The organism is Patulibacter medicamentivorans, from assembly GCF_000240225.1.
Lineage (GTDB): Bacteria > Actinomycetota > Thermoleophilia > Solirubrobacterales > Solirubrobacteraceae > Patulibacter > Patulibacter medicamentivorans.
This window is the reverse complement of sequence record NZ_AGUD01000340.1, coordinates 1-1219: the sequence shown is the minus strand read 5'-3', so window position 1 is coordinate 1219 and position 1219 is coordinate 1. Positions and strand designations below refer to the sequence as shown.

The following is a 1219-nucleotide window of genomic DNA, read 5'->3' as shown; positions in this document are numbered from 1 at the left end:
GCCGCTCGGCCAGGTGGCGCGGGCGCTGCCGCCGACGCTGACTCGGGCGACGCCGGTGGTCGGGCGGCTGCGGCGCGACCTGCCGGCCGTCCGGCGGGCGCTGCTCGCCCTGCCCGCGCTGCGGCCGTCGGCGGTCGACGCGCTCGGCCGCACGCGGACCGCGCTGGCTGCGGCGACCCCGATCCTGCGCGGCGTCCGCTACTACGGCAGCGACTTCATCCTCGGGGTCCTCAACGGGCTCGCCGGCGTCGCCGTCGGCAACTACAACGAGCTCGGCCACTACGCGCGGCTGGAGTTCGTGCAGAACGTCCAGACGCTGCTCGGCGGCGCGCTCTCGTCGCTGGTGCCGGCGCTGACCGGCGGCGGCCTGCTCGGCCCGATCAACGTCCGCACCCACCTCGACGCGCGCTGTCCCGGCAGCACCGCGCCGCCGGCGCCCGACGGCTCCAGCCCGTGGGTGCCCGACCCGTCGATCTGCGACCCGGCCGACAGCATGCCGGCCTCGGTGAACCAGCCGTGAGGCGGATCGGCCCGCTGCTCGCCGCGCTGCTGGTGGCCGCCGTCGCCGCCCTGCTGCTGCTCCGCGGCGGCAGCGAGGGGGACGGCGACTACCGCTTCGACGCGATCTTCGACACCGCCAAGGGGATCGTCCCCGGGCAGCTGCTGAAGGTCGGCGGAGTCCGCGCCGGCCGCGTCGAGGCGGTCCACCTGACCCCCGGCCACCACGCGCGGATGAGCTTCACCCTCGACCGCCGCTACGCGCCGCTGCGGCAGGGCGCCCGCTGCCGCATCCTGCCCGAGGGCTTCATCAGCGAGAGCTTCGTCGACTGCGATCCGGGCCCCCGCGGCCAGGCGCCGCTGCGGGGCAGCGGCGACGCGCCGCCGACCGTCGCGCTGGAGCGGACCCAGATCCCGGTCGCACTGCAGGACGTCGTCGACCTGTTCGCCGTCCCGACCGCCGACCGGATCCGGGTGCTGCTGAGCGAGCTGGGGCTGGCGACCGCCGGCCGCGGCCGCGACCTGAACGCGATCCTCCGCCGCGCCAACCCGGCGCTGACCGACGCCCGCTCGCTGCTGGCGATCCTCGACGGCCAGCGGACCCGGCTGGCCGACGCGGTCGCGGCCAGCGACGCGGTGCTCGCGCGGCTGGCCGGCAGCGACCGGGCGATCCGGCGGCTGGTCGATCGCGGGGCCGCCGCGACCGCGGTCACCGCCGGCC

The 1219-nt window shown here is 77.6% G+C and carries 1 protein-coding gene and 1 pseudogene; both read left to right on the top strand.

Annotation, left to right across the window (positions count from 1 at the left end):
• A pseudogene (locus PAI11_RS27700) lies at positions 1 to 520 on the top strand (hypothetical protein); the annotation flags it as partial.
• A partial coding sequence (locus PAI11_RS27695; RefSeq protein ID WP_040601546.1) for an MlaD family protein occupies positions 517 to 1219 on the top strand: 703 nt, incomplete at its 3' end. The pseudogene PAI11_RS27700 and the gene PAI11_RS27695, both read left to right, overlap by 4 nt.